The organism is Pseudomonas chlororaphis, from assembly GCA_001023535.1.
Classification (GTDB): domain Bacteria; phylum Pseudomonadota; class Gammaproteobacteria; order Pseudomonadales; family Pseudomonadaceae; genus Aquipseudomonas; species Aquipseudomonas chlororaphis_E.
Genome location: CP011020.1, coordinates 1778388 through 1804925, shown reverse-complemented (window position 1 = coordinate 1804925; position 26538 = coordinate 1778388). Strand labels below are relative to the sequence as shown.

Below are 26538 nucleotides of genomic sequence, written 5' to 3'. Positions count from 1 at the left end.
AGAGCCTTAAATGACCGACTATAAAGCCACGCTAAACCTTCCGGACACCGCCTTCCCTATGAAGGCCGGCCTGCCTCAGCGCGAACCACAGATTCTGCAGCGTTGGGACAGCATTGGCCTGTACGGAAAGTTGCGCGAAATTGGCAAGGATCGTCCGAAGTTCGTCCTGCACGACGGCCCTCCGTATGCCAACGGCACGATCCATATCGGTCACGCGCTGAACAAGATTCTCAAGGACATGATCGTGCGCTCCAAGACCCTGTCGGGTTTTGACGCACCGTATGTTCCGGGCTGGGATTGCCACGGCCTGCCGATCGAACACAAGGTGGAAGTGACCCACGGCAAGAACCTGGGCGCCGACAAGACCCGCGAGCTGTGCCGTGCCTACGCCACCGAGCAGATCGAAGGGCAGAAGTCGGAATTCATCCGCCTCGGCGTGCTGGGCGACTTCGCCAATCCGTACAAGACCATGGACTTCAAGAACGAAGCCGGTGAAATCCGTGCCTTGGCGAAAATCGTCGATGGCGGTTTCGTGTTCAAGGGCCTCAAGCCGGTGAACTGGTGCTTCGATTGCGGTTCGGCCCTGGCCGAGGCGGAAGTCGAGTACGAGAACAAGAAGTCGTCGACCATCGACGTGGCGTTCCCGATCGCCGATGAAGACAAGCTGGCCGCCGCGTTCGGCCTGGGCCAGTTGGCCAAGCCGGCCGCGATCGTGATCTGGACCACCACCCCGTGGACCATCCCGGCCAACCAGGCGCTGAACGTCCATCCGGAATTCAACTACGCGCTGGTGGACGTCGGCGACAAGCTGCTGGTGCTGGCCGAGGAACTGGTCGAGTCCTGCCTGGGCCGCTACGGCCTCGAAGGCTCGGTGCTGGCCACTGCCCCGGGTTCGGCGCTGGAACTGATCAACTTCCGTCACCCGTTCTATGATCGCCTGTCGCCGGTGTACCTGGCCGACTACGTGGAACTGGGCGCCGGCACCGGTGTGGTTCACTCCGCGCCGGCCTATGGCGTGGATGACTTCGTGACCTGCAAGAAGTACGGCATGGTCAACGACGACATCCTCAATCCGGTCCAGAGCAATGGCGTGTACGCGCCGTCGCTGGCGTTCTTTGGCGGCCAGTTCATCTGGAAAGCCAACCCAGCCATCGTCGACAAGCTGACCGAAGTCGGTGCGCTGCTGCACACCACCGTCATCGAGCACAGCTACATGCACTGCTGGCGCCACAAGACCCCGCTGATCTACCGCGCCACCGCGCAGTGGTTCATCGGCATGGACAAACAGCCGGCCAGCGGCGACACACTGCGCCAGCGCTCGCTCAAGGCCATCGAAGACACTAAGTTCGTCCCGGCCTGGGGCCAGGCGCGCCTGCACTCGATGATCGCCAACCGTCCGGACTGGTGCATCTCCCGCCAGCGCAACTGGGGCGTGCCGATCCCGTTCTTCCTGAACAAGGAAAGCGGTGAGCTGCACCCGCGCACCGTCGAACTGATGGAAGAGGTGGCCAAGCGCGTCGAAGTCGAAGGCATCGAAGCCTGGTTCAAGATGGACGCCGCGGAGCTGCTGGGCGACGAAGCGCCGCTGTACGACAAGATCAGCGACACCCTGGACGTCTGGTTCGACTCCGGCACCACCCACTGGCACGTGCTGCGCGGTTCGCACCCGATGGGCCATGAGAGCGGCCCGCGTGCCGACCTCTACCTGGAAGGCTCGGACCAGCATCGCGGCTGGTTCCACTCGTCCTTGCTGACCGGTTGCGCCATCGACAACCACGCGCCGTATCGCGAGTTGCTGACCCACGGTTTCACCGTCGACGAAGCCGGCCGCAAGATGTCCAAGTCCCTGGGCAACGTGATCGCGCCGCAGAAGGTCAACGACACCCTGGGCGCCGACATCATGCGCCTGTGGGTGGCCTCCACCGACTATTCCGGCGAGATGGCGGTGTCCGACCAGATCCTGCAGCGCAGTGCGGACGCCTACCGGCGCATCCGTAATACCGCGCGCTTCCTGCTGTCGAACCTGACCGGCTTCAACCCGGCCACCGACCTGCTGCCGGCCGAAGACATGCTGGCCCTGGACCGTTGGGCCGTGGACCGTACCCTGCTGCTGCAACGCGAATTGCAGGAGCACTACGGCGAATACCGCTTCTGGAACGTCTACTCGAAGATCCACAACTTCTGCGTGCAGGAGCTGGGCGGTTTCTACCTCGACATCATCAAGGACCGCCAGTACACCACCGGCGCCAACAGCAAGGCGCGTCGCTCGTGCCAGACCGCGCTGTTCCACATCAGCGAGGCGCTGGTGCGCTGGATCGCGCCGATCCTGGCGTTTACCGCCGACGAGCTGTGGCAATATCTGCCGGGCGAGCGTAACGAATCGGTGATGCTCAACACCTGGTACGAAGGCCTGACCGAACTGCCGCAAGGCTTCGAGCTGGACCGTGCCTATTGGGATCGCGTCATGGCGGTCAAGGCGGCGGTCAACAAGGAAATGGAAATCCAGCGTGCGGCCAAGGCCGTCGGTGGCAACCTGCAAGCCGAAGTGACCCTCTATGCCGAGGAATCCCTGGGGACCGACCTGGCCAAGTTGGGCAACGAACTGCGCTTCGTGCTGATCACCTCCACCGCCAGCGTCGCCCCGTTGGTGCAGGCCCCGGCCGATGCCGTGGTCACCGAAGTGGCGGGCCTGAAGCTCAAGGTGGTCAAGTCGAGCTTCGTCAAGTGCGCCCGTTGCTGGCACTGCCGCGAAGACGTCGGCGTGAACCCGGAGCATCCGGAAATCTGCGGTCGTTGTGTCGACAACATCAGCGGCACCGGTGAGGTTCGCCACTATGCCTAACGCAGCGGGCCGTTTCGGACGGCTGGGCTGGCTCTGGTTGAGCGTGCTGGTGCTGGTCATCGACCAGGCCAGCAAGTTCTACTTTGAAAGCTCGTTGACCATGTACCAGCAGATCGTGGTCATTCCCGACTACTTCAGCTGGACGCTGGCCTACAACACGGGGGCGGCGTTCAGCTTCCTGGCCGACAGTTCGGGCTGGCAGCGCTGGCTGTTCGCTTTGATTGCCATCGTGGTCAGCGCGGTGCTGGTGGTCTGGCTCAAGCGCCTGGGCCGCGATGAAACCTGGCTGGCGGTGGCGCTGGCACTGGTTCTCGGCGGCGCCCTGGGCAATCTCTATGACCGCATCGCCTTGGGCCACGTGATCGATTTCATCCTGGTGCATTGGCAGAACCGCTGGTACTTCCCGGCGTTCAACTTTGCCGACAGCGCCATCACCGTGGGCGCGATCATGCTCGCCCTGGACATGTTCAAGAGCAAGAAAACCGGAGAAGCCGTCCATGACTGAGCAGCGTATCGCTCAAAACACCGAAGTGAAGCTGCACTTTGCCCTGCACCTGGAAAACGGCGACACCGTCGACAGCACTTTCGACAAGGCCCCGGCGGTGTTCAAGGTCGGTGATGGCAACCTGTTGCCAGGCTTCGAGGCGGCGATCTTCGGTTTCAAGGCCGGCGACAAGCGCACCGTGATCGTTGCCCCGGAAAACGCCTTTGGTCAGCCCAATCCACAGAACGTGCAGACCATGCCACGCTCCCAGTTCCAGGACATGGAGCTGTCGGAGGGGCTGCTGGTGATCTTCAATGACGCGGCCAACACCGAACTGCCGGGCGTGGTGAAGGCTTTCGACGACGCCCAGGTGACCGTGGATTTCAACCATCCCCTGGCGGGCAAGACCTTGAATTTCGAAGTGGAAATTCTTGAGGTCAAGGCTCTGTAACTGGCCGGATGCGGTCAAGTGTGGGAGCGGGCTTGCTCGCGAATACGGTCTGTCAGCCAACATCAATGTTGGATGTCAGGTCCTCTTCGCGAGCAAGCCCGCTCCCACAAGGTATTTCCATTGTGTTCGAGCCCTTCGTTCGATCAACAGGCCAGACACGAGGCACAGCATGCAAATCAAACTCGCCAACCCCCGTGGCTTCTGCGCCGGTGTGGACCGGGCGATCGAAATCGTCAACCGCGCCCTGGAAGTTTTCGGTCCGCCGATCTATGTGCGCCACGAAGTGGTCCACAACAAATTCGTCGTCGAAGACCTGCGCAGCCGCGGGGCCATCTTCGTCGAGGAACTGGACCAGGTGCCGGACGACGTCATCGTGATCTTCAGTGCCCACGGGGTTTCCCAGGCCGTACGCACCGAAGCCGCCGGCCGTGGCCTGAAGGTGTTCGACGCGACGTGCCCGTTGGTGACCAAGGTGCACATCGAAGTGGCGCGCTACAGCCGTGACGGTCGCGAATGCATCCTGATCGGCCACGAGGGCCACCCGGAAGTCGAGGGCACCATGGGTCAGTACGATGCCAGCAATGGCGGCGCGATCTACCTGGTCGAGGACGAGGACGACGTGGCTGCCCTGCAGGTCCGCAACCCCGAGAGCCTGGCCTTCGTCACCCAGACCACGCTGTCCATGGACGATACCAGCCGCGTGATCGACGCCCTGCGCTCGCGTTTCCCGGCCATCGGCGGGCCGCGCAAGGATGACATCTGCTACGCCACCCAGAATCGCCAGGACGCGGTCAAGCAATTGGCCAACGAGTGCGACGTGGTGTTGGTCGTCGGCAGTCCGAACAGCTCCAACTCCAACCGCTTGCGCGAGCTGGCCGAGCGCATGTCCACGCCGGCCTACCTGATCGACGGTGCCGAGGACCTGCAGCGCAGTTGGTTCGACGGTGTCGAGCGCATCGGTATCACCGCCGGTGCGTCGGCCCCCGAGGTGCTGGTGCGTGGGGTGATCCAGCAATTGCAGGCCTGGGGCGCTACAGGTGCCGATGAACTGGCCGGCCGCGAGGAAAACATCACGTTCTCCATGCCCAAGGAACTACGCGTCCGCTCGCTGCTTTAAGCGCTTTTCGCACGCGGCCTGCTCGGCGACCTCGCTGCGCAGGCTCACGCGCCCTGAGGGCGCGAGCACCACTTGATGGTGGCTGATCGAGTCGTGTTTGCCACAGACGTATAGCGTTCCCGAATGAAAGGCCCCGCTGGGCCATACCGCCTGGCCATGGAAGGCGAACCTGACCGACCCTTTCATCGCCCAGTTACCCATGATGCGAGCCCCGTTGCTGCGCTGTGTCAGCAGCGCCTGGTCATCGCCGTCCAGAATGATTTGCCACCCTTTGCTCCAGTCATTGTCTATCCCTCTGATCGCCACCGTCCGGTTACGGGTGATGGCTTCGCTTCGCGCAGTGCGCAAGCCACTGGCCAGTAACCGGGCGGCGTCCTTGCGTTCGATGGATTCGATGAGCGCTTTGTAGCCGGAACTGGCCCACGGCAGAACAATCGCGGCAATTGCCAGTCCCATGAGCAGCTCGATCAGGCTGAACCCCTGTTGGTGCATGTTGCCTCCTCCCTGGAGTGCGTGAAAACGGTTCTGAGGCTGGTGAGTTGTGGCGAGGGGATTTATCCCCGTTGGGCTGCGTAGCAGCCCCAAACCAAACGCAGCCGTGCATCAGGTCGCAACGGTGATCAGCTTCATTGGGGCTGCTTCGCAGCCCAACGGGGATAAATCCCCTCGCCACAGTTGATCAGCGTTACGCATGCTGCGGCTGTTTGTTCTAGCTTTGTAAAAGCAGGTATAGCCGACGGCGGCAGAGGGCATCGATGGATCTTCGTACAAAAGGTTTCACGCTGATCGAGGTGCTGGTAACCCTTGGCGTCATGCTGATCCTCATCACCCTGGCGGTGCCGGCCTTCACCAGTTCAATGCAGGGCACCCGGGCCGATACCGAGATCGGCGACCTGCGTCGGGCGTTGAACTTCGCCCGGATGGAGGCCATCGACCGGGGCACCACCATCAGGATTCGCCCCACGGTGCTGGGCAGCGCCTGGAACGGCGAACTGACGGTGTATGACAGTACGGGCACGCCGGCCAATGTATTGCGGGTTGTTCCAGCGATGGGCGGTGGCGCGACTCTGACGCTAACCTCAGACGTGACCGCGATTGATTTCAACAACCTGGGCGGATTATCGGCACCGGCCACGCCGGTGGGTTTCAATTATGTGCGGGGAACACAGAGCAGGACGCTGAATGTTTGCCTCAACGGAAGAATCGTATTGGGTGGAAGTTGCGGATGAAGGATTGCAGTAGACGCGCACAGGAGGGCATGACCCTGATCGAGGTGCTGGTGGCGGTGTTGATTCTCGGCGTGGGCTTGTTGGGCGCCGCGATGATTCAGCTCAACGCCCTCAAGTACACCGACAGCTCGCGCATGACCAGCCAGGCCAGTTTCATCGCCTATGACCTGCTGGACCGCATACGCGCCAACTCCGGCGCGGACTACACCGTCACGCCGCCCAGCGCGCCAAACCTCAATGTGGCGCGGGACCAGGACCTCTACGACTTCAAGACCAACATCATCGCCTTTGGCGGCGCCACGGCCACCGGCACCGTCGCCCTGAACCAGCGCGTCTACACCATCACCATTTCCTGGGACGATGCGAGGGCCGCCAACACCACCAACGCGGCCGACGCGCGGCGCAGCTTCGTGCTGACCAGCCGTGTCGCCGTCGACCCGATCGCGACGCCGGCGCCATGAACGGGCGCAGCCGGGGTTTCGGCCTGATCGAGCTGATGATCGCGCTGGTGCTCAGCCTGATCGTCGTGCTGGGGGTCGTGCAGATCTTCATCGCCGCGAAGAACACCTACGTCAGCCAGGGGGCGGCGGCGGTGATGCAGGAGGATGCGCGGTTCGCCTTGAGCAAAATGGTCCAGGAGCTGCGCATGGTGGGGATGTTCGGTTGCCTGGGGAGCATCACCGACGCGTCCGCCGCCGGGGATTTCAATGCCAGCCAGATCACGCCGATCCGTTGGGACAACGCCAACCTGAAGTTGACCCTGGTGACGGCGGACGTGGGCAGTGGCGGCGGGGCGCCCACCTGGACCGTGGTTTCCGACTGTCGCACCTCGGCCACCGCCTACACGGGCGTGCGGGCGCCTGCGGCCGGGCAAATCGCGTTTCCGATCAGGCGATTGATCTACAGCTACAGCAACAACCAACTGCTGATGGGCGTCCAGACAGCCGGCGGTCCTGCCAACCCGCCCATGGCGGTGCTGGTGGATAACGTGCGCACGTTCAGCGTGACCTTCGGCGTGGCCGGCAGTGCCTCGGACATCGCGGCGTCCAGCTACAGCAGCAACCCGGCCGACCCGGCACTGATCCGCAGCGTGCGCCTGAGCCTGACGCTTTTCGATCCGCGAAACGCGGTGCGCGAGCAAACCTTCAACGTGGTTGCCGCCTTGCGCAACCGGCTGTTGTAAAGGGCAAGCCCATGAAATCGATTCCAATCAAACATCGACAACGTGGCATGGCTTTGCTGGTCAGCCTGGTGTTTCTGCTGCTGTTGACCCTGATCGGGCTGTCGTCCATGCAGAGCGCCACGCTCCAGGAAAAAATGACCAGCAGCGTCATGCTGCGCAACCAGTCGTTCCAGATCGCCGAGGCGGCGCTGCGGATGGGCGAGAGCGCGGTGCAGGTCGACACTTATTCGCTGGCAGTGTGTACCACCGCGACCCAATGTGCGCCACCGGCCGAGTCGGCAACCGTGACGGCCGCCGGGCGCAATTCCACCTCGGGGGTGACCTGGGTCGCCGCCGGCGCAGGCTTCTATGGCGTACAGAACATCGGCACCACGCTCACGGCGGTCAACGTACCCAGCAATACTTCGGCGACGCTGTATCGGATCACGGCGGTGGCGGTGGTGGGGAACAACCAGCGCAGCGTGGTGGAGAGCATCTATGCGAAATACTGAGGGGCGTCGCGGCTGGCGGCAGGCCTTGTGGGGCGCGCTGCTCGGCCTTTACCTGGCGGCCCCGGCCTACGCTTTCACGCCGTCGGATTCGCCACTGTTGAGTGCGGGGGCGGTGACGCCGAACGTGATGCTGCTGATCGACGATTCGGGGAGCATGAACAGCATCATCTGGGCGTCGGGGTTCGATCCGGAGGTTTCACGGCCGCTTATCTACAACTGCAACTCGAGCAGCAGTTGCTTCGGCGGCCAGCAACTGGACCCCGATGACGGGAATGTCTTGCTGTCGAGCTTGTTGCGCGGTGGTTGCTCGAGCGGCTGGGTCGGTTTCTACCGCAACATCCTCAGCCGGGTCTGCCTGCGGTTGCCGGACCCGGTGGGTGGGGGCGATACCCGCTACACCACCAAATACCTGTCCTACCTGCTGACCCTCGCCAACGGCTCGAACCGTGATTTCACCACCGGCACCATCCCCAATGACTATCGCATCAACGTGGCCCGGAACGTCTCCACCGACCTGGTGGCCAGCAACCGCGCCCTGCGCATCGGCCTGGCCACCTTCAACCCGCCCAACAGCACCAACTCCGGTCCCGGCGGCTATATCGCCCGTTCGGTCAGCGACCTGTCGCCGGTCAGCGGCAGTGTCACCCAAGCCCAGGCCAATACCAACTACACCGCGCTGACCAGCGCCATCAACGCCCTGGGCGCGGTGGCAAATACGCCGTTGGCCGAGAGCTACTACGAGATCACCCGCTATTTCAGGGGCATGGCGCCTTACCACAACAGCACGCCGACCACCTACACCAGCCCGATCCAGTATCGGTGCCAAAAAAACTTCGGCGTGGTGATCACCGACGGCTTGCCCACCTATGACCGGACGTTCCCCACCAATGACCCGCAGGCGACGGCTACGGGTGGTCCCCGGCTGCCGAACTGGGACGGGATCAGCACCAACGACGGCGACAACCCCAACGGCGATGGCGAAGGCGACACCCTGTACCTGGATGACATTGCCAAGTTCGCCTTCGACATCGACATGCGCTCCACCGGCACCGACGCCACCGGCAAGAGCTGGAATGCCGCCGACTTCCCCCGGCAATACCTCAACACCTACACGGTCGGGTTCACGGCGACCAACCAGATGCTGTCCGATGCCGCCCGCTATGGCGCCGGCAAGTACTACCAGGCGACCGACAGCGAAGGCCTGAGCTCGGCGCTGTCCTCGGCCTTGAGCGACATTACCTCCAAGGCCGGTTCGGGCGGCGGTGGCGCCACCAACGGCGCCTCGTTGTCCAGCACCTCCAGCTTCTACCAGACCACCTACGACCCCAAGGATTGGCGCGGCACCATCCGCGCATTCGGCTTCACGTCGGCGGGCACGGTCGATTCGGCGGCGGTGCAGTGGACCACCGACACCGCCATCGTGCCCGGTGCCACGGCCCCGACCTATCAATCCTGGAACACCGCGACCAATGTGCCCGTGACCCTTTCCTACGCCAACTTTTCACCGGCCCAGCAAACCAGCCTCAACCAGAACCTGCCCACGGGCATCACCGGCAATGACCTGGTGGAGTGGAGCAAGGGCGTCAACAAGACCGGGCTCAAGGTGCGCAGCGTGTTGCTGGGGGACATCATCAACTCGCCGCTGGTGCTGGCCTCGCCCAATGACCAGACCGCCGCGGACCTGCTGAACGACACCAGCTACAGCACTTACCTGGCGACCAAGGCGACCAACATGAGCAGCAGCCTGGTGGTGAACGCCAACGACGGTTTCTTCAGCGTCATCAACAGTGCCAACGGCACGCGGCGCTATGCGTACATGCCGTCGAGCGTGCTGCCGTCGTTGCAGGGCATCGCGGACCCCAACTACATCAATGGTGTCAGCCACGACTTCCTGGTGGACGGGCAGATTGGCGTGTTCGATACGCAGTCGGGAACTGCCTGGAAGACCGTGGCCCTGGGCGGCACCGGGGCGGGGGGCAGGACGTTCTATGCGGTTCAATTGTTCGACGCGGCGGCGGGTAATGTGTATCGGGCCTTGTGGGAAATCAGTGCGCCGGCCGTGGCCAGCACGGCCAACGTCTTCAATGACCTGGGCTACGCCTATGCCCGTCCCGAAGTGGCGCGCCTGGCGGACGGGCGCTGGGCCGCGTTCATTTCCAACGGTTATGGCAGCAACAGCGGCGTGGCGGCGCTGTATGTGGTGGATATCCGCGACGGCTCGCTGATCAGGAAGATCGTCATCAACAGCAGCGAGACCGACAACGGCCTGTCGTCGGTCAAGCTTCGGGTCAACTCCCAGAACGTCGTGCAGGCTGCCTACGGTGGTGACCTGAAGGGGCGGATGTGGAAGTTCGACCTCAGCGCCACCTCCCCGACGGCCTGGGGGCTGGCGTTTGCCGGCCAACCCTTGTTCACCGCACCGGGGGGCGCTACCCAGCCCATCACCGTGCAGCCGTTGCTGGCGGACAACCCCCAAGGCGGGACCCAGGTGTTCTTCGGCACCGGCAAGTTCAATGAGACGGCAGACAAGCTCAACAAGGATCTACAGGGCTTCTACTCGATCTGGGATGCTGTCGGCGGAGGGGGGCAGATCACCGTCTCGAACCTGCAGGCCCAGGCCATCACCGGGGTGTTTTCCGGCAGTACGGGGCAGTTCGTGACCACCAGCCAGAACGATGTGGCCTACCCCTCGAAAAAGGGTTGGTACTTGCCCCTGGTGTACAACAACGTCTTGACCGGGGAGCGGGTGATCAACTCGGCCAACCTGGTGCTCGGGCGCGTGGTCTTCACCACGGCCGCCGTGGACACCACCGACCCCTGCGCGAGCTTCGGGACCGGCAAACTGATCGAGTTGAGTGCGTTCAACGGTAAGATGCTCAACTATGCGGTGCTCGATACCAACAATGACGGCGCCCTCAGCAACCTCGATACGATTTCCGCCGGCGTCGTTTTCACCGGTGGCATCCCGACCTTGAGCGCCGTCGTCAGCGCCAGCGGGGCCACCAACATGGTTGTGAATGACTCCAGCGGTGGTATCACCAACCTGCTGGAAAAGACCGTCGGCGGCAGCCGTCGCATCATGTGGCGGCAAATACAGTGAGAGGCAAGGGCATGCGCAGTTCCAACCGGGGTTTCACCTTGATCGAAATCATGATCGTGATCGCGATCATCGGTATCGTGGTCACCATCGGCTATCCGAGCCTGACCGAGTACATGAAGAAGGGGCGGCGTACCGAAATCGCCGGGTTGTTGTCGGAGCAGGCACAGATTCTCGAGCGCTACTACTCGAAGAACAACGTCTACACCAACGCGACCGGCCTGAGCAGCGGTAACGATTTCTACACCATTACCCAGACGCTGGCGGACCAGAGCTTCACCCTGACGGCCGTGCGCAAAAGCGGCTCCTCCATGGCGACGGACAAGTGCGGCGATTTCACCCTCAACAACACGGGCGTACGGAGTATGCTCAACGCCGCCAGCGGGGTGACCACCAAGGATTGCTGGGGGCGTTAGGTTTTCCTTGTTTCGGGCGCGGTCTTGCGCCCTCTGTCTTATGAGTCGAATCAGAACATGACCATGCAACAGCAAGTGGTGATTGTCGGCGGGGGCGTCATCGGCCTGCTGACGGCGTTCAATCTGGCGTGCGAAGGGCAGCGCGTGGTGCTGCTTGACCGCAGTGGTGTTGGCCAGGAAGCCTCCTGGGCCGGTGGCGGTATCGTTTCGCCGCTATACCCCTGGCGCTATAGCCCGGCGGTCACCGCCCTGGCCCATTGGTCGCAGGATTTCTATCCACAACTGGGGCAGCGTCTGTTCGCGTCCACCGGCGTCGATCCGCAAGTGCATGTCACCGGCTTGTATTGGCTGGACCTGGATGACCAGGACGAAGCGCTGGCCTGGGCGGAGCGGGAAGGGCGCCCATTGCGGGCGGTGGATATCGGTGCCGTGCAGGATGCGGTGCCGGTGCTGGGTGCAGGGTTTTCCCGGGCGATTTACATGGCCGACGTCGCCAACGTGCGCAATCCCCGGTTGGTGAAGTCCCTCAAGGCCGCCTTGCTGGCGATGCCCGGTGTCACGCTGCATGAGCATTGTGAAGTCAGCGGCTTCATTCGCGAGGGTGAGCGTGTCGTGGGGGTGAACAGTTCCGCGGGGCCGATCCATGGCGACCAGGTGGTGCTGGCCGCGGGTGCCTGGAGTGGCGAGTTGCTCGGCACGCTGGGGCTGAAGTTGCCAGTCGAGCCGGTCAAGGGCCAGATGATCCTGTACAAGTGCGCTGCGGATTTCCTGTCGAGCATGGTCCTGGCCAAGGGCCGTTACGCGATACCCCGTCGCGACGGGCACATCTTGGTGGGCAGCACACTGGAGCGCGAAGGCTTCGACAAGACCCCGACCGATGTGGCGCTGGAGAGCCTGAAGGCTTCGGCGCAGCAGCTGATTCCGGCGCTGGCCGATGCCGAGGTGGTCGGACATTGGGCAGGGTTGCGACCGGCGTCGCCGGAGGGGATTCCCTATATCGGTGAAGTGCCGGGGGTTGCGGGGTTGTGGTTGAACTGTGGGCATTATCGCAATGGGTTGGTGTTGGCGCCGGCGTCGTGTCGGTTGTTTGCGGATGTGATGCTGGGGCGCGAGCCGGTGATCGACCCTGCGCCGTACGCGCCGGCGGGGCGGATGTAGGGTTAATTGTGGGAGCGGGACTGCTCGCGATGGCGGTCTTGGGTCGAGCACATATCCGTTGCTGCGGTAACGGCGGCTTAGGGTTCCGCCCTGACGGCGGCTTACTTTTTTTCAGACGCCAAAAAAAGTAAGCAAAAAAGGCTTGGCCCCACCACTCGGTGCCTCGCCTGGGCTCGGCATACCCTCACTCCGGCATTGCTCCGTGGGCCCACCGCGAAGGGCCATCCATGGCCCAGCGCGGCTACCCCGGCATCCATGCCGGGGTGCCCACTACGCAATGCCTGCGTTCGGCCGTCGTGGTTAACGGGGCCCGAAGATCAAAAGCAAAAGCAAAAGTGAGGCGGCCTTACAGCCGGCCCGTTCTTGCGGCTGGCCTCGGTCTCCCTGTGGGAGCGGGCTTGCTCGCGAAGGCGTCGGCACATCCAATATTTATTCACTGTCATGGCTGGCTGTGCGTGGGATACCTTCGGGTATGCCGGGTACCAAGGTCTCGGTGCGCGAACCCGCGTACAGCTGCCACCTCCAATCGCGTCGCGGCGTGTATCAGGTAGATTTGTATTGACTGTCTTGGGGCTGCTACGCAGCCCCGCTGGGGATAAATCCCCTCGCCACAGGAGGGGAGAGCCCAGCCATTGGAGGCGGCTTCCCTCAATCCAGCCCCAGCTTCTTCAACCGATACCGCATCGAACGAAACGACAGTTTCAACCGCTGGGCCGCCGCCGTGCGGTTCCAGCGGGTTTCTTCCAGGGCCTGGAGGATGAGTTTGCGTTCGACGTCTTCCAGGTAGTCTTCCAGGTTGTCGACCTGCACCAGGTCGGCGCTGGTGGCGTCGTTGGCATTATTGCTGTCGGCCAGGCGCAGGTCGTCGGCTTCGATCTGTTGGTGCTCGCAAAGGGTGTAGGCCCGTTCGAGCATGTTCTCCAGCTCCCGCACGTTTCCTGGGAAACGGTAGTTGCGAAGGGCCTCCAGGGCCTGGGGGTGGAGTTTGACGGCAGGGCTGGCGGTGTTGGCCGCCAGGCGTTGGAGCATGTGGTTGGCCAGGGGCTCGATGTCTTCGCGGCGTTCGCGCAGGGGCGGGACGCGCAGTTCGATGACGTTCAGCCGATAGTACAGGTCCTGGCGAAAACGCCCGGCGGCGACTTCGGCGTCCAGGTCCTTGTGGGTGGCGCAAAGGATGCGTACGTCCACCACTTCTTCCTGTTGGCCGCCGACGGCGCGCACGGCTTTTTCCTGGATGGCCCGCAGCAGTTTGACTTGCATGGCCAGGGGCAGGTCAGCCACCTCGTCGAGGAACAGCGTGCCGCCATGGGCGGCCTGGAACAGCCCGGGTTTGTCTTCGATGGCGCCGCTGAAACTGCCTTTGCGGTGGCCGAAAAACTCGCTTTCCATCAGCTCCGTGGGAATTGCTCCACAGTTGACCGGCACAAAGCCGAGATTGGAACGGGGACCTTGTTCGTGGATCAGCCGGGCCACCAACTCCTTGCCACAGCCCGACTCGCCGCTGATGTACACCGGCGCCTGGCTGCGGGCGAGTTTTTCGATCTGTTTGCGCACGTTGCGCATGGGCGGTGATTCGCCCAGCAGGCAGCGCTCGATGGTTGTGCCGGGGGCGGCAACCGGTGGCAGGCGCAGGGCGCTGGCGACCAGTTCACGCAACCGGGTCAGGTCGACCGGCTTGGTCAGGAAGTCGAAGGCCCCGGCCTTGAGGGCATCGATGGCGGTTTCCAGGCTGCCGTAGGCGGTGATCATCGCCACGGGCAGCTGGATGTAGCGTTGCTGGATGTGTTGCACCAGTTCCAGGCCGGTGCCATCGGGCAGGCGCATGTCGGTCAGGCACAGGTCGAAGGCCTCGTCCGCCAACAGGGCTTGGGCCTCGGCAAGGTTCTTGGCGCTGCGGGTGTCGAGTTTCATCCGGCCCAGGGTGATGTCCAGGAGTTCGCGGATGTCCGGTTCGTCGTCGACGATCAGGATTCGTTGCCGTGAGCGTGTATTCAAATCTGTTTCCGTCCGTGAGCAAAGGTGATGCGAAAGCAACCGCCGCCTTGGCGTGGTTTGAAGTCTAGGCGGGCCTGGTTGCTTTCGCACAGCTCACGGGACAGATAGAGGCCAAGGCCGGTGCCCTGGCTGCTGGTGGTGAAAAAGGGTTCGAACAGATGCGCCTGCTGGTCGGGTGTCACGCCGGGCCCGTTGTCGATGATGTCCAGCGTGGATAGCTGGCTCTGTGGGTCGACGGACAGCTTCAACCAGGCTTCGGCCTGCTCATTGATCATCGCGCTGTGGCGCCAGGCGTTGCGCAACAGGTTGTCGAGCACCTGGGTCAACTGGTCGGGGTCCATGAGCGTAATGTAGTCGCCTGGATCGATGCTCAGGTGCAAATGCTGGTGCTCGGTCGCGCTTTCGTGGGCTTGCTGGACGAATTGCTGCAGCCAGGTCCGCAGGTCAAGGCGTTGGGGCGTGGGTGGCTGGCGGCGTGACAGCTGCAGGACGTTTTCGATGACGCGGTTCATTCGTTGCGAGTGGTCTTGAATAATCTGCGTCAGACGCCGATCGGCGCTGTTCAGTTCCTCGGACTCGCGCAGCAATTGCGCGGCATGGCTGATCGCGCCCAAGGGGTTGCGGATTTCATGGGCGATGCCGGCGGTGAGGCGCCCGAGGGAGGCGAGTTTAAGTTGTTGGGCCTGTTGGGACACTTGGGCCAGGTCTTCGAGAAACACCAGGATCTGATGCTGTTCGTGATGCCCCAGGGCGATGAAGCTCGGCTGCAGCGTCAGGCCGGTGCCAGGGACGGTCAGGCTCTGTGGCCGCAGGCTGGGGTTGTTCAGCCAGCGTTGCAGGCGTTCGACCAGGGCGTTGGAGCAGTCGTCGATCGGCTGGCCGACCAGGTCGTGCATGCCCAGCAGGTTCAGCGCGCTTTCGTTGGCCAGTTGCACCCGGCGTTGGCGGTCGAGCACCAGGATGCCGGTGCGCATGCGTTGCAGGATCAGGGCGTTGAGCGCCTCCAGGCCGACCACTTCGCTGGCCCGTTGCTCGGCCAGGGTTTCGCTGGCCTCCAGGCGTCGGGTCAGGCCTTGGACCAATAGCGCGGCGGCAAAGCACAGCGCGCCCAGGGTGCCGGCCTGCAGGTAGTTGCTGGGCCGGCTTGCGTCGCTCAGCCCGAGGAAGAAACTCGAGCCGACGATGCCGAGGGTGGCGACGGCGGCGATCAACAGGCCGATACGGCCTCGCAACAGCGTGTTGCCGATGGCCACGGAGACGATGAGCAGGTTACCGATGGCGCTGGGGGCGCCCCCGGCGACGAAAAACAGCCAGGAGAGCAACAGCACGTCGGCCAGGGCCAGGCCGAACAAGCGGGCCGGGCGGCGGGTGTTTTCCAGGAACACCACCAGCAGGATGTTCAAGACCAGGTATAACCAGCTGCCGCTGCGCAGCAAGTCGTCGTTGGCGGACTCCAGCAAACGGTTGTCCATGTTGCTGGAGATCAACAGCACCAGGGTGATGCCGATACTCAGGCGGTACAGGTGATACAGACGCAGCAGACGCTGCGCCTGCTTGACGCGAGGGCTGGCGGCCTCAGCGTTCACGGCTGCCCGGGCCTTGCTCAAGGTGAGCCTGGCTGCAATACCACTGTTGTTCGAGCACCAGCGCCCGGTCGCGAGGCAGGTGCACGCCGCACTGGGCGCAACGGACCATCGGCGGCGCATCCGGCTCCCGGGGAGCGTTCGGCGTGGCAGAGGCAGCCTTGAGCTTGCGCCAGAACCATACCGCGGCGGCAATCAGGGCGATCCAGAATAGTAGACGAAGCATGATGGGCGGCTTTTTGGCTAGAGATCAGGCAGTTTAGCCGGGCACGGGAGCGGCGCACAGGGCTGTGGATTCCAGGCACAAAAAAGGGAGACCGTCGGGTCTCCCTTTTTGCCTGGCAGCGTGGCCTTAGTCGAACAGGCCGAAGGTCATGTAGCTGAACCAGGAGCGGTCGCTGGATTCGTTTTCGGGGGTTTCTTCCTCGATCACGTCGCCATTCTCGTCCTTAGGCTTGAGCTCGTTCGGAATGGCTTCCTTGGCGTCCTGGAACTGGCGCTGTACGTCCTGGTTGGCGCGGGTTTCTCCCGGCGGCAGCGGTGGACGGGACTCGATCAGGCCCAGGGTGGCCTTGCTCAGCCACGAACGGTTGTCGACTTCGCCGACCCGCGGGGTGAACTGGCCATCCACCAGGGAAGGGTGGTCCGGGTAGTTCAGCTTCAGGGTTTCCAGGCTGGTGGCAGCCAGGTCGTCCAGGTGCAGGCGCTGGTACGCTTCGGTCATCACCGCCAGGCCGTCGCCCACCGAAGGGGTTTCCTGGAAGTTTTCCACCACGTAGCGGCCACGGTTGGCGGCGGCGACGTAGGCCTGACGGGTCAGGTAGTAATCGGCCACGTGGATTTCGTAGGAGGCCAGCAGGTTGCGCAGGTAGATCATGCGCTGCTTGGCGTCCGGCGAATAACGGCTGTTGGGGAAGCGGCTGGTCAGCTGGGCGAACTCATTGTAGGAGTCGCGGGCCGCGCCCGGGTCACGCTTGGTCATGTCCAGCGGCAGGAAGCGCGCCAGCAGGCCGACGTCCTGGTCGAAGGAGGTCAGGCCCTTGAGGTAATAGGCGTAATCGACGTTCGGGTGCTGCGGATGCAGGCGAATGAAGCGCTCGGCGGCGGACTTCGCCGCTTCCGGCTCGGCGTTCTTGTAGTTGGCGTAGATCAGTTCCAGCTGGGCCTGGTCGGCGTAGCGACCGAACGGATACCGCGACTCCAGGGCCTTGAGCTTGGCTGTGGCGCTGGTGTAGCTGTTGTTGTCCAGGTCGTTCTGCGCCTGTTGGTACAGTTCGACTTCGCTCAGGTTTTCGTCTACGACTTCCTTCGACGAGCAAGCAGCAGTCAATGCGAGGATGGCGATCAGCAGCAGGTGTTTCACTTGCATGGCGGCTTGCGTCCCTATGACGGCCGCTGTCTTGGGCGGGGCCGTCCTGTTATGATGAGCGCCCCGTTGAAAAGCCTCGGGGCAAAAGACGCCGTATTTAACCACAAGCGCGCAGCCGAAACCAAAGGCTGTGCCGACGCCCAGTCCGAGCATGTCCGATAAAATAGAACTTCGCGCAGAGGTGCCGTCCGAATTGGGCGGCCAACGCCTCGATCAAGTCGCCGCCCAACTCTTTGCCGAGCACTCTCGCTCGCGCCTTTCCGCCTGGATCAAGGACGGCCGCCTGACCGTGGATGGGGCGGTCGTTCGCCCGCGCGACATCGTCCATGGTGGCGCCGTCCTCGAACTGACTGCCGAGCAGGAGGCCCAGGGAGAATGGGTCGCCCAGGACATTGCCCTGGACATCGTCTATGAAGACGACGAGATCCTGGTCATCAACAAGCCTGCGGGCCTGGTGGTGCACCCGGCGGCCGGGCATGCCGATGGCACCCTGCTCAACGCCTTGTTGCACCACGTGCCGGACATCATCAACGTGCCCCGTGCCGGCATCGTCCATCGCCTGGACAAGGACACCACCGGCCTGATGGTCGTGGCCAAGACCATCCAGGCCCAGACACAGCTGGTCGCACAGTTGCAAAGCCGCAGTGTCAGCCGTATCTATGAGTGCATCGTTATCGGCGTGGTCACCGCCGGTGGCAAGATCAACGCACCGATCGGCCGTCATGGCCAGCAGCGCCAGCGCATGGCGGTGATGGAGGGTGGCAAGCCGGCGGTCAGCCATTACCGCGTGCTGGAGCGTTTCCGTTCCCATACCCACGTGCGGGTCAAGCTCGAAACCGGCCGTACCCACCAGATTCGCGTGCACATGGCCCACATCAACTTCCCGTTGGTGGGCGACCCGGCCTATGGCGGACGTTTCCGCATTCCGCCGGCGGCCAGCGTGACGATGGTCGAGTCGCTGAAGAACTTCCCGCGCCAGGCGCTGCATGCGCGTTTCCTGGAGCTGGACCATCCGACCACCGGCAAGCGCATGAGCTGGGAGTCGCCGCTGCCGGATGACTTCGTCTGGCTGCTGACCTTGCTCAAGCAGGATCGCGAGGCGTTCATCGGATGAGTGACTGGCTGATCCCCGACTGGCCCGCGCCGGACCGGGTCAAGGCCTGTGTCACCACCCGTGCGGGCGGCGTCAGCCTGGCGCCGTTCGACAGCCTCAACCTCGGCGATCATGTGGAGGACGACCCTGCGGCCGTGGCCGAAAACCGTCGCCGTCTCACCGATCGATTCGCCATCCGTCCAGCCTGGCTACGGCAGGTCCATGGGATTGACGTGGTCGAGGCTGACCCCAGCCAAGTGGCCACCGCCGATGCCAGCTGGACGGCGACACCCGGTATCGCGTGTGCGGCGATGACCGCAGACTGCCTGCCCGTGCTGTTCTGCGACCATGCCGGCACCCGCGTCGCGGCCGCCCATGCCGGTTGGCGTGGGTTGGCGAACGGCGTGCTGGAAGCGACCTTGGACAGCCTTCAACTGCCCGCCGACCAGGTCCTTGCCTGGCTCGGCCCGGCCATTGGCCCGCAAGCCTTCGAGGTCGGGCCGGAAGTGCGTGACGCGTTCACCGCGCAACTGCCCAGTACGGCGCAAGCCTTCGTCCCCAGCCACAATGCCGGCAAGTTCCTCGCCGACATTTATGCGTTGGCGCGCCTGCGGCTGGCGGCGCGCGGCGTTACGGCGGTCTATGGTGGCGGCCTGTGTACCGTGACCGATCCTCGCTTTTTCTCCTACCGTCGCAACCCGCGTACCGGCCGCTTCGCCTCCCTGGTCTGGCTCGACCAATAAAAAAGCCCCTTCGGCTGCTTCCTTGTAGCAGATCCCTTTGTGGGGACGAGCCTGCCCGCGACGGCGACGGGTCAGCTAACCTTTAATTGGCTGACAAGCCGCCTTCTTCGCGAGCAGGCTCGCGCCCACAAAGGCTTGGAAGGGGCTGCCATCTGACTGATCTGTGTCAATGAAGCCCGCTTGAATCTTCCAGAATCGTCCACATCTATAGCGGTATCTGGCAGGTTTCTTCATTCAGGATGTTTTTCGGTCCGGCCTGCTCAAAAGGAAGGTGACCCATGCGAATTGATCGTTTAACCAGCAAATTACAATTGGCCCTGTCCGATGCCCAGTCCCTGGCCGTCGGCCTGGACCATCCCGGTATCGAACCGGCGCACTTGATGCAAGCCATGCTCGAACAGCAAGGCGGCTCCATCAAGCCCCTGCTGATGCAGGTGGGCTTTGACGTCAACAGCCTGCGCAAGGAGTTGGCCAAGGAGCTCGACCAACTGCCCAAGATCCAGAATCCGACCGGTGACGTGAACATGTCCCAGGATTTGGCCCGGCTGCTCAACCAGGCCGATCGCCTGGCCCAGCAGAAGGGCGACCAGTTCATTTCCAGCGAACTGGTGCTGCTCGCCGCCATGGACGAGAACAGCAAACTGGGCAAATTGCTGCTCGGCCAGGGCGTGAGCAAGAAAGCCCTGGAAAACGCCATCAACAACCTGCGTGGCGGCGAAGCAGTCAATGACGCCAACCACGAGGAGTCCCGCCAGGCGCTGGACAAATACACCGTCGACCTGACCAAGCGTGCCGAGGAAGGCAAGCTCGACCCGGTGATCGGGCGCGACGATGAAATCCGTCGCACGGTGCAGGTGCTGCAACGCCGTACCAAGAACAACCCGGTGCTGATCGGTGAGCCCGGCGTGGGCAAGACCGCCATCGCCGAGGGCCTGGCCCAGCGCATCATCAATGGCGAAGTGCCCGATGGCCTCAAGGGCAAGCGTCTGCTGTCCCTGGACATGGGGGCGCTGATCGCCGGCGCCAAATACCGTGGCGAGTTCGAAGAGCGGCTCAAGGCGCTGCTCAATGAACTGTCCAAACAGGAAGGCCAGATCATCCTGTTCATCGACGAGTTGCACACCATGGTCGGCGCCGGCAAGGGCGAGGGCTCGATGGATGCGGGCAACATGCTCAAGCCGGCACTGGCCCGTGGCGAGCTGCACTGCGTCGGCGCGACCACGCTCAATGAATACCGCCAATACATAGAGAAGGACGCGGCCCTCGAACGGCGTTTCCAGAAAGTGCTGGTGGAGGAGCCGAGCGAAGAAGACACCATCGCCATCCTGCGTGGCCTCAAGGAGCGGTACGAGGTTCACCACAAGGTGGCGATCACCGATGGCGCGATCATCGCGGCGGCCAAGCTCAGCCACCGCTACATCACCGATCGTCAATTGCCGGACAAGGCCATCGACCTGATCGACGAGGCCGCCAGCCGCATCCGCATGGAAATCGATTCCAAGCCCGAAGTGCTGGATCGCCTGGAGCGGCGCCTGATTCAACTCAAGGTCGAATCCCAGGCCCTGAAGAAAGAAAGCGACGAAGCGGCGAAGAAGCGGCTGGAAAGGTTGCAGGACGAAATCGTTCGCCATGAGCGCGAGTATTCCGATCTCGAGGAAATCTGGAACTCGGAGAAAGCCGAAGTCCAGGGTTCGGCGCAGATCCAGCAAAAGATCGAGCAATCCCGCCAGGAACTGGAGGCGGCCCGTCGCAAGGGCGACCTTAACCGCATGGCCGAGCTGCAGTACGGGGTGATCCCGGACCTGGAGCGCAGCCTGCAGATGGTCGACCAGCACGGCAAGAGCGAAAACCAGTTGCTGCGCAGCAAGGTCACTGAGGAAGAAATCGCCGAAGTGGTCTCCAAGTGGACCGGTATCCCGGTGTCGAAAATGCTCGAAGGCGAGCGCGACAAGCTGCTGAAGATGGAAAGCCTGTTGCACCAGCGTGTGATCGGCCAGGAAGAGGCGGTGGTGGCGGTGGCCAACGCCGTGCGTCGGTCCCGTGCCGGGTTGTCGGACCCGAACCGGCCGAGTGGCTCGTTCATGTTCCTCGGCCCGACCGGTGTTGGTAAGACCGAGCTGTGCAAGGCGCTGGCCGAGTTTCTCTTCGACACCGAAGAGGCGATGGTGCGCATCGATATGTCCGAGTTCATGGAGAAACATTCCGTGGCGCGGCTGATCGGTGCCCCACCGGGATACGTCGGCTATGAGGAAGGCGGTTACCTGACCGAAGCGGTACGGCGCAAGCCTTACTCGGTGATCCTATTGGACGAGGTCGAGAAGGCGCATCCGGATGTGTTCAACATCCTTTTGCAAGTGCTGGAGGACGGGCGCCTGACCGACAGCCACGGGCGCACGGTGGACTTCCGTAACACCGTGATCGTGATGACCTCCAACCTGGGCTCGGCGCAGATCCAGGAATTGGTAGGTGACCGCGAGGCACAACGTGCGGCAGTGATGGATGCGATTTCCACCCACTTCCGACCTGAGTTCATCAACCGGGTCGACGAGGTGGTGATTTTCGAGCCGTTGGCCCGTGACCAGATCGCCGGCATCACCGAGATCCAGCTGGGTCGCCTGCGCAGCCGCCTCACCGAGCGGGAGTTGAAGTTGCAATTGAGCGACGAGGCCTTGGACAAGTTGATTGCGGTGGGTTACGACCCGGTCTATGGCGCACGGCCACTCAAGCGTGCGATCCAGCGCTGGATCGAAAACCCGTTGGCGCAGTTGATCCTGTCCGGCCGCTTCATGCCAGGTGAAACTGTGACCGGTACAGTGCAGAACGACGAAATCGTCTTCAATTGAGGCGATTGTCTGGGCTTTGTGGCGAGGGAGTTTGCTCCCGCTGGAGTGCGAGGCACTCCTCGCTTTTTGAGGGGCCGCTATGCGACCCAGTGGGAGCAAGCTCCCTCGCCACGGCTGGAGTTGTTTTTCCTGATTGATGGGATGGCTCGCTTCCAAGCACCATTTTTTTCATCAGGTCGTTGAACTCAAAGGAAAAGGCTTGTAAAGTGCGCCCCGCAGTACGTCACCCCAAGGGTTACTTCTCCCTGAGAAAGAATCCGAAATAAGTTGCAAATCATTGTCTTGAAAGCAATTTAAGGGGTTGACAGAGGTTTTGAAGATTGTAGAATAGCGCGCCTCAGACACACGAACGCAGCGATGCGAACAGGGTGGAAGAGGTTGAAGCTAGCTTCAACGTTGTAACTTGAAATATCAGTTCCGTGATAGCTCAGTCGGTAGAGCAAATGACTGTTAATCATTGGGTCCCAGGTTCGAGTCCTGGTCACGGAGCCATTTCAATCGGGGTATAGCGCAGTCCGGTAGCGCGCCTGCTTTGGGAGCAGGATGTCAGGAGTTCGAATCCCCTTACCCCGACCATATTTGGGTCGTTAGCTCAGTTGGTAGAGCAGTTGGCTTTTAACCAATTGGTCGTAGGTTCGAATCCCACACGACCCACCATTTTTGAGACCAGTTCGCTGGAATCGAATCTTAAGATCAGAGGCCAAAAGCACTGATCGAGGAAGGCGACTTGTTGAGGTCGCCTTTTTTTTACCGGGGTATAGCGCAGTCCGGTAGCGCGCCTGCTTTGGGAGCAGGATGTCAGGAGTTCGAATCCCCTTACCCCGACCATATTGAAAATCCCCGTATCGAAAGGTACGGGGATTTTTTTTGCCTGCGAAAAAGGCCCGGGGTGTCAAGTTGTCATACAACCTGCCGATAACGCCTGTGGGAGCGAGCCTGCTCGCGAAAGCGTCGGGCCCATTGCCCACCAACCGGGGCTTGGACTGATCGCCCCATTTCAGGCCAATAACAAAAAAGGCACCCCGTTATGTTTCTTCGTCAGCTGAATATTGCCCCCCGCGCCGCCTTGGGGTTTGCCTTGATCGCCGTGCTGGTGGCGTTGCTCGGGGTGTTTGCGCTGGGCCAGATGTCGAGCATCCGTGACAGCGAAGTCGCGGTGGAAACCCAGTGGTTGCCCAGCATTCGCGGTGGTGACGAGATTCGCGAACTGATGCTGCGCATCCGCACGATTTCCCTGCGCATGGCGCTGGACGAAGACCCGAAGAACATTTCGGTGTATCGCGGGCAAATGGACACCCGTGACAAGGAACTGAGCGAAAAAATCGCCACGTATGACAAGCTCGTCGTCACCCCTGAAGGCAAGGCGCTCTATGACCAGTTCAAGCAGACCTTCGCCGCTTACCGCGCCGGTATCGCCCAGTCCTTTACCCTGGCGGAGCAGGGTCGGCGCGAGGACCTGATCAAGTTGTTGCTGGTGGACATGAAGACCGTGGTGGACGGTTCCGGCAAACAGCTCAACGACCTGGCGCAGTTGTTCTCCCAGCAGGTGTCCCTCGAGAGCCAGAAATCCCAGGAGCACTACGCCAACTCCCGCATGATCGTCAGCCTGTTCATCGTGCTCGCGGCCCTGGCCACGGTGATCCTGGCGATGTTGCTCACCCGCAGTATCGTCAAACCCCTGGGCGAGGCGCTGAGCGCGGCGGAGCATGTCGCCCAAGGTGACCTGACCCGGCCCATCGAGACCCACGGCAACGACGAAGTGAGCCGCTTGCTCAAGGCGTTGGCGACCATGCAGTTGAACCTGCGTGAAACGCTGCAGAGCATCAGCGGTTCGGCGACGCAATTGGCCACCGCCGCCGATGAGCTGAACGCGGTGACCCTCGACAGCACCCAGAGCCTGCAACAGCAGAACAACGAAATCGAACAGGCGGCCACCGCGGTCACCGAAATGACCACCGCCGTGGAGGAGGTTGCCCGCAACGCCGTGTCCACCTCCGATGCCACGCGTCAGTCCAGTGAGTCGGCTTCCCTCGGACAGCAGCGGGTCAGTGACACGGTGGACGCCATTGGCGCCCTCGCCAGCGATGTGCAGGTCACGGGTGACCTGGTGCAGTCCTTGGCCAACCAGTCGCAGGATATCGGCAAGGTGCTGGATGTGATCCGGGCCATTGCCGAGCAGACCAACCTGCTGGCCCTCAACGCGGCCATCGAGGCGGCCCGGGCCGGGGAAAGCGGTCGCGGTTTTGCGGTGGTGGCCGACGAAGTCCGGGCGCTGGCATATCGCACGCAGCAATCGACCCAGGAAATCGAGCAGATGGTCCAGGGCATGCGCAGCGGTGCCAGCCAGGCGCTGGGTTCCATGCAGGCCAGCTCCAGTCGCGCCGCCAGCACCCTGGCGATGGCGGAGCGCGCGGGAGAAGCGCTACAGACCATCACGACGTCGGTCAGCGAAATCCACGAACGCAACCTGGTCATCGCCAGCGCCGCCGAGGAGCAGGCGCAAGTGGCCCGTGAGGTTGATCGCAACCTGGTGAATATCCGGGACCTGTCCGTACGTTCGGCCACGGGGGCGGACCAGACCAGTGCGTCCAGCCATGAACTGTCGCAGTTGGCCAATTCGTTGCGCACGATGGTGCAGCGGTTTCAGGTTTGAGTGCAGGGCTGTAGATCTGCATCGATTGCACTGCCGTCTTCGCGAGCAAGCCCGCTCCCACAGTTGACCGCGTACACATCAGGTACTCGATCTCCTGTGGGAGCGGGCTTGCTCGCGAAGGCGGTGTTTCAGGCAACGACTCTCTTCAGTGCAACTTGAGCCGTGGCTCGGTTCCGCGGCCGATCTTGCTGCCCAGCATCAGCATCGCCGTGCGGAACGTGCCATACAGCGCCATCTGGTGCATGCGGTACAGCGACACGTAGAACATCCGCGCCAGCCAACCCTCGAGCATCACGCTGCCGGTGAGGTTGCCCATCAGGTTACCCACCGCCGAGAACCGCGACAGCGAGATCAGCGAGCCGTAGTCGGTGTATTTGTAATGGGGCATCGGCTTGCCTTCGATTTTCAACTTCAGCGATTTTGCCAACAGCGATGCCTGCTGGTGCGCCGCCTGGGCGCGGGGCGGCACGTTGCGGTCGCTGCCCGGTTGAGGGCAGGCGGCGCAGTCGCCGAAGGCAAAGATGTTCTCGTCGCGGGTGGTCTGCAGGGTCGGCAGCACTTGCAGCTGGTTGATCCGGTTGGTCTCCAGGCCATCGATGTCCTTGAGAAAAGCCGGTGCGCGGATCCCGGCGGCCCACACCTTCAGGCTCGCATCGATCACCTTGCCGTCGCCGGTGATCAGACTGTCGGCGGTCACCTGGCTGACGGCGGCATTGGTCATCACATTCACCCCGAGTTTCTCCAGGGTCTTGTGCACCGGGCCGCCGATACGTTCGGGCAGGGCTGGCAAGACCCGTGGCCCGGCTTCGATCAGGGTGATGTGCATGTTTTCCGGCTTGATCCGGTCCAGGCCGTAGGCCGCCAGCTCATGGGCGGCGTTGTGCAGCTCGGCCGCCAGTTCGACACCGGTGGCACCGGCGCCGACGATGGCGACGCTGATACGCTGCGCTGCATCGGCCTGGTCGGCGGCGTGGGCGCGCAGGTAGTGATTGAGCAGTTGTTGGTGGAAGCGCTCGGCCTGCTTGCGGGTGTCGAGGAACAGACAGTGCTGCGCTGCGCCTTCGGTGCCGAAATCGTTGGTGGTGCTGCCGACGGCGATCACCAGGGTGTCGTAGCCCAGCTCCCGGGCCGGCAACAACTCCACGCCCGCCTCGTCGTAGGTGGCTGCCAGTTGGATCTTCTTCTGCTCACGATCCAGTCCGCTCATGCGCCCCAATTGGAACTCGAAGTGGTTCCATTTGGCTTGGGCGACGTAGTTGAGTTCGTCTTCGGAGGAGTTCAGGGAGCCGGCGGCCACTTCGTGCAGCAGGGGTTTCCAGATGTGGGTCAGGTTGGCGTCGACCAGCATCACACTGGCGGTGCCGCGCTTGCCCAGAGTCTTACCCAGACGGGTAGCCAACTCCAGACCGCCGGCGCCGCCGCCAACAATGACAATACGATGAGTCATGGGGATATCTCGCAAGGCTAAAGGAAATCGGTGCCGTTACCCTCGCGAGTGTGCTGTCGTGCCTCACAAACACTGTTCCTTGAAATGAGGCACGACACCTGCTCATAGCGTCAGGTAACTGATCAAGCGGCTCAACAGGCCCAGGCCGATGGTCACGGCCAATACCACCACCAGGAGCATCCACGGCCGGAAAGGCCGGCGCTCGACTCGGTGCTGGGACAGTTGCAGGTACTCTTCGACATGCTTCTGGTCATCTGGGTTCAGGCGGCTGGTCATAAAGGCCTCGTCAGGTAGACGTTGCGAAATGGGCTGGCGTTACAGCGTCCGGCGATCCGGCATTCAAT

At 62.6% G+C, this 26538-nt stretch carries 22 protein-coding genes and 4 tRNA genes; 19 read left to right on the top strand and 7 right to left on the bottom strand.

What is annotated here, in order from left to right; all coding sequences use genetic code 11:
• Positions 1 to 10: 10 nt before the first annotated feature.
• From VM99_07730 to ispH, 4 genes are all read left to right on the top strand, one after another.
• Positions 11 to 2842, top strand: a complete 2832-nt coding sequence (locus VM99_07730; GenBank protein AKJ97951.1) for an isoleucine--tRNA ligase — start codon at positions 11 to 13, stop codon at positions 2840 to 2842.
• Positions 2835 to 3347 carry a peptidase A8 gene (locus VM99_07725; protein ID AKJ97950.1) on the top strand — a complete coding sequence of 171 codons (513 nt, stop codon included), beginning with the start codon at positions 2835 to 2837 and terminating at the stop codon, positions 3345 to 3347. The genes VM99_07730 and VM99_07725 overlap by 8 nt, the downstream gene beginning before the upstream one ends.
• Positions 3340 to 3777, top strand: a complete 438-nt coding sequence (locus tag VM99_07720; GenBank protein AKJ97949.1) for a peptidylprolyl isomerase — start codon at positions 3340 to 3342, stop codon at positions 3775 to 3777. Before VM99_07725 ends, VM99_07720 begins: the two co-directional genes overlap by 8 nt.
• A gap of 169 nt (positions 3778 to 3946) precedes the next feature.
• Entirely contained in the window at positions 3947 to 4894 is a 948-nt protein-coding gene (gene ispH / locus VM99_07715; protein AKJ97948.1) for a 4-hydroxy-3-methylbut-2-enyl diphosphate reductase, read from the top strand.
• Here the strand turns inward: ispH and VM99_07710 are convergent.
• Positions 4871 to 5386 (bottom strand): general secretion pathway protein GspH, encoded by a 516-nt coding sequence (locus tag VM99_07710; protein ID AKJ97947.1) that lies wholly within the window; start codon positions 5384 to 5386, stop codon positions 4871 to 4873. The genes ispH and VM99_07710 overlap by 24 nt on opposite strands.
• A gap of 263 nt (positions 5387 to 5649) precedes the next feature.
• Here VM99_07710 and VM99_07705 point away from each other — a divergent pair, with 263 nt between their 5' ends.
• From VM99_07705 to VM99_07675, 7 genes are read left to right on the top strand one after another with little or no spacing between them, the layout of a single operon-like run.
• On the top strand, positions 5650 to 6123 hold the full coding sequence (locus VM99_07705) for a general secretion pathway protein GspH (GenBank protein ID AKJ97946.1): 474 nt from the start codon (positions 5650 to 5652) through the stop codon (positions 6121 to 6123).
• Complete coding sequence (locus VM99_07700; GenBank protein AKJ97945.1) at positions 6120 to 6584, top strand: pilus assembly protein PilV; 465 nt, start codon at positions 6120 to 6122, stop codon at positions 6582 to 6584. The genes VM99_07705 and VM99_07700 overlap by 4 nt, the downstream gene beginning before the upstream one ends.
• On the top strand, positions 6581 to 7306 hold the full coding sequence (locus tag VM99_07695; GenBank protein ID AKJ97944.1) for a pilus assembly protein PilW: 726 nt from the start codon (positions 6581 to 6583) through the stop codon (positions 7304 to 7306). The genes VM99_07700 and VM99_07695 overlap by 4 nt, the downstream gene beginning before the upstream one ends.
• Before the next feature lie 11 nt (positions 7307 to 7317).
• A complete protein-coding gene (locus VM99_07690; GenBank protein AKJ97943.1) occupies positions 7318 to 7797 on the top strand; it encodes a pilus assembly protein PilX in 480 nt (159 codons plus the stop codon).
• A complete protein-coding gene (locus VM99_07685; GenBank protein ID AKJ97942.1) occupies positions 7784 to 10897 on the top strand; it encodes a pilus assembly protein in 3114 nt (1037 codons plus the stop codon). The genes VM99_07690 and VM99_07685 overlap by 14 nt, the downstream gene beginning before the upstream one ends.
• A gap of 11 nt (positions 10898 to 10908) precedes the next feature.
• Complete coding sequence (locus VM99_07680) at positions 10909 to 11310, top strand: pilus assembly protein (GenBank protein AKJ97941.1); 402 nt, start codon at positions 10909 to 10911, stop codon at positions 11308 to 11310.
• A 57-nt stretch (positions 11311 to 11367) separates the two neighbouring features.
• Positions 11368 to 12468 carry a D-amino acid oxidase gene (locus VM99_07675; GenBank protein ID AKJ97940.1) on the top strand — a complete coding sequence of 367 codons (1101 nt, stop codon included), beginning with the start codon at positions 11368 to 11370 and terminating at the stop codon, positions 12466 to 12468.
• 648 nt (positions 12469 to 13116) lie between these two features.
• On the opposite strand, the gene VM99_07670 is transcribed toward VM99_07675, so the two are convergent.
• The 4 genes from VM99_07670 to VM99_07655 form a co-directional block, all read right to left on the bottom strand.
• The gene (locus tag VM99_07670) at positions 13117 to 14463 is read right to left on the bottom strand and encodes a type 4 fimbriae expression regulatory protein PilR (protein AKJ97939.1); all 1347 of its coding nucleotides are present in this window, start codon (positions 14461 to 14463) and stop codon (positions 13117 to 13119) included.
• Complete coding sequence (locus tag VM99_07665) at positions 14460 to 16049, bottom strand: histidine kinase (protein ID AKJ97938.1); 1590 nt, start codon at positions 16047 to 16049, stop codon at positions 14460 to 14462. Before VM99_07665 ends, VM99_07670 begins: the two co-directional genes overlap by 4 nt.
• Positions 16039 to 16272, bottom strand: coding sequence for an MYND finger (locus VM99_07660; protein ID AKJ97937.1), 234 nt, complete (start codon positions 16270 to 16272; stop codon positions 16039 to 16041). Before VM99_07660 ends, VM99_07665 begins: the two co-directional genes overlap by 11 nt.
• A 126-nt stretch (positions 16273 to 16398) precedes the next feature.
• Positions 16399 to 17415 (bottom strand): DNA transporter, encoded by a 1017-nt coding sequence (locus VM99_07655; GenBank protein ID AKJ97936.1) that lies wholly within the window; start codon positions 17413 to 17415, stop codon positions 16399 to 16401.
• A gap of 151 nt (positions 17416 to 17566) precedes the next feature.
• On the opposite strand from VM99_07655, the gene VM99_07650 reads away from it, so the two are divergent.
• The 8 genes from VM99_07650 (at position 17567) to VM99_07615 (ending at position 24747) form a co-directional block, all read left to right on the top strand.
• Entirely contained in the window at positions 17567 to 18529 is a 963-nt protein-coding gene (locus VM99_07650; GenBank protein AKJ97935.1) for a ribosomal large subunit pseudouridine synthase D, read from the top strand.
• Positions 18526 to 19251, top strand: coding sequence for a laccase (locus VM99_07645; GenBank protein ID AKJ97934.1), 726 nt, complete (start codon positions 18526 to 18528; stop codon positions 19249 to 19251). Before VM99_07650 ends, VM99_07645 begins: the two co-directional genes overlap by 4 nt.
• Positions 19252 to 19529: 278 nt before the next feature.
• Entirely contained in the window at positions 19530 to 22094 is a 2565-nt protein-coding gene (locus VM99_07640) for a protein disaggregation chaperone (GenBank protein ID AKJ97933.1), read from the top strand.
• Positions 22095 to 22510: 416 nt separating this feature from the next.
• Positions 22511 to 22586 (top strand) — tRNA-Asn (locus VM99_07635).
• A gap of 7 nt (positions 22587 to 22593) precedes the next feature.
• Positions 22594 to 22670, top strand: a tRNA-Pro gene (locus VM99_07630).
• A 5-nt stretch (positions 22671 to 22675) separates the two neighbouring features.
• Positions 22676 to 22751: transfer RNA gene (locus VM99_07625), tRNA-Lys, on the top strand.
• Positions 22752 to 22845: 94 nt separating this feature from the next.
• Positions 22846 to 22922: transfer RNA gene (locus VM99_07620), tRNA-Pro, on the top strand.
• 199 nt (positions 22923 to 23121) lie between these two features.
• Positions 23122 to 24747 carry a chemotaxis protein gene (locus VM99_07615; GenBank protein ID AKJ97932.1) on the top strand — a complete coding sequence of 542 codons (1626 nt, stop codon included), beginning with the start codon at positions 23122 to 23124 and terminating at the stop codon, positions 24745 to 24747.
• Positions 24748 to 24892: 145 nt separating this feature from the next.
• On the opposite strand, the gene VM99_07610 is transcribed toward VM99_07615, so the two are convergent.
• A complete protein-coding gene (locus tag VM99_07610) occupies positions 24893 to 26194 on the bottom strand; it encodes an NADH dehydrogenase (protein AKJ97931.1) in 1302 nt (433 codons plus the stop codon).
• A gap of 102 nt (positions 26195 to 26296) precedes the next feature.
• Positions 26297 to 26470, bottom strand: coding sequence for a 50s ribosomal protein l13 (locus VM99_07605; GenBank protein AKJ97930.1), 174 nt, complete (start codon positions 26468 to 26470; stop codon positions 26297 to 26299).
• Between the last annotated feature and the right edge of the window lie 68 nt (positions 26471 to 26538).

Bases quoted from the DNA above. Each gene is read 5' to 3' on its own strand.
- VM99_07640 (AKJ97933.1), top strand. From the start codon at position 19,530: ATGCGAATTGATCGTTTAACCAGCAAATTACAATTGGCCCTGTCCGAT.
- VM99_07615 (AKJ97932.1), top strand. From the start codon at position 23,122: ATGTTTCTTCGTCAGCTGAATATTGCCCCCCGCGCCGCCTTGGGGTTT.
- VM99_07690 (AKJ97943.1), top strand. From the start codon at position 7,318: ATGAAATCGATTCCAATCAAACATCGACAACGTGGCATGGCTTTGCTG.
- VM99_07650 (AKJ97935.1), top strand. From the start codon at position 17,567: ATGTCCGATAAAATAGAACTTCGCGCAGAGGTGCCGTCCGAATTGGGC.
- VM99_07685 (AKJ97942.1), top strand. From the start codon at position 7,784: ATGCGAAATACTGAGGGGCGTCGCGGCTGGCGGCAGGCCTTGTGGGGC.
- VM99_07680 (AKJ97941.1), top strand. From the start codon at position 10,909: ATGCGCAGTTCCAACCGGGGTTTCACCTTGATCGAAATCATGATCGTG.
- VM99_07675 (AKJ97940.1), top strand. From the start codon at position 11,368: ATGACCATGCAACAGCAAGTGGTGATTGTCGGCGGGGGCGTCATCGGC.
- VM99_07720 (AKJ97949.1), top strand. From the start codon at position 3,340: ATGACTGAGCAGCGTATCGCTCAAAACACCGAAGTGAAGCTGCACTTT.
- VM99_07705 (AKJ97946.1), top strand. From the start codon at position 5,650: ATGGATCTTCGTACAAAAGGTTTCACGCTGATCGAGGTGCTGGTAACC.
- VM99_07710 (AKJ97947.1), bottom strand. From the start codon at position 5,386: ATGCACCAACAGGGGTTCAGCCTGATCGAGCTGCTCATGGGACTGGCA.
- VM99_07660 (AKJ97937.1), bottom strand. From the start codon at position 16,272: ATGCTTCGTCTACTATTCTGGATCGCCCTGATTGCCGCCGCGGTATGG.
- VM99_07725 (AKJ97950.1), top strand. From the start codon at position 2,835: ATGCCTAACGCAGCGGGCCGTTTCGGACGGCTGGGCTGGCTCTGGTTG.
- VM99_07655 (AKJ97936.1), bottom strand. From the start codon at position 17,415: ATGCAAGTGAAACACCTGCTGCTGATCGCCATCCTCGCATTGACTGCT.
- ispH (AKJ97948.1), top strand. From the start codon at position 3,947: ATGCAAATCAAACTCGCCAACCCCCGTGGCTTCTGCGCCGGTGTGGAC.
- VM99_07645 (AKJ97934.1), top strand. From the start codon at position 18,526: ATGAGTGACTGGCTGATCCCCGACTGGCCCGCGCCGGACCGGGTCAAG.
- VM99_07700 (AKJ97945.1), top strand. From the start codon at position 6,120: ATGAAGGATTGCAGTAGACGCGCACAGGAGGGCATGACCCTGATCGAG.
- VM99_07730 (AKJ97951.1), top strand. From the start codon at position 11: ATGACCGACTATAAAGCCACGCTAAACCTTCCGGACACCGCCTTCCCT.
- VM99_07695 (AKJ97944.1), top strand. From the start codon at position 6,581: ATGAACGGGCGCAGCCGGGGTTTCGGCCTGATCGAGCTGATGATCGCG.
- VM99_07605 (AKJ97930.1), bottom strand. From the start codon at position 26,470: ATGACCAGCCGCCTGAACCCAGATGACCAGAAGCATGTCGAAGAGTAC.
- VM99_07610 (AKJ97931.1), bottom strand. From the start codon at position 26,194: ATGACTCATCGTATTGTCATTGTTGGCGGCGGCGCCGGCGGTCTGGAG.